A 537-nucleotide genomic window follows, 5' to 3' on the forward strand; every position below is an offset into this window, starting at 1 on the left:
AAGAACAATCCTGTCTCGCTAGAGACATGTTTTGAAGGGATGATCCTTCAAAACTAAACAATACCAAAACGCACTCTGCTCCATATATCCTTAGAGATCAGAATAGCGCCTCTTATGTAAATAGTGGTAAGATTATTGTAGATCTCAGTTGACGCCGTAGCATTAAATTATCAAGAAGCCGCAGGGGCATTGCCAAGTTGTTTGCTCGGCGCGACAGCACTACGCCAACGTTATGAAAACACCTAACCATATTCCACGTCTAAGGGGCTTCCGCTATCCTCGTGAGATCATTGCTTACGCCGTTTGGACTTACCATCGTTTCGCGCTGAGCTCAGCTGACGTTGAGGACCTGCTAGCCGAGCGAGGCGTGATTGTTAGCCGGGAAGCGGTCCGGCTATGGGTCAATCGTTTTGGTCTGCACTTTGCAGATTGTGTCCGACGGGTATTGTCAAGTTGATTGCATCAGAATGTGACGGGTAAGCAAGGGCCGCGTTATGCCGCCATTTCAGCGGTGTATTCAGCTCAGAGGCAGAACGC

At 48.8% G+C, this 537-nt stretch carries 1 pseudogene; it reads left to right on the forward strand.

Annotated features, from left to right (window positions below):
- Positions 1-232: 232 nt before the first annotated feature.
- A pseudogene (locus R0K30_RS21010) lies at positions 233-442 on the forward strand (IS6 family transposase); the annotation flags it as partial.
- Between the last annotated feature and the right edge of the window lie 95 nt (positions 443-537).

The sequence above is a fragment of the Bacillus sp. SIMBA_154 genome (genome assembly GCF_046536015.1).
Lineage (GTDB): Bacteria > Bacillota > Bacilli > Bacillales > Bacillaceae > Bacillus > Bacillus pumilus_P.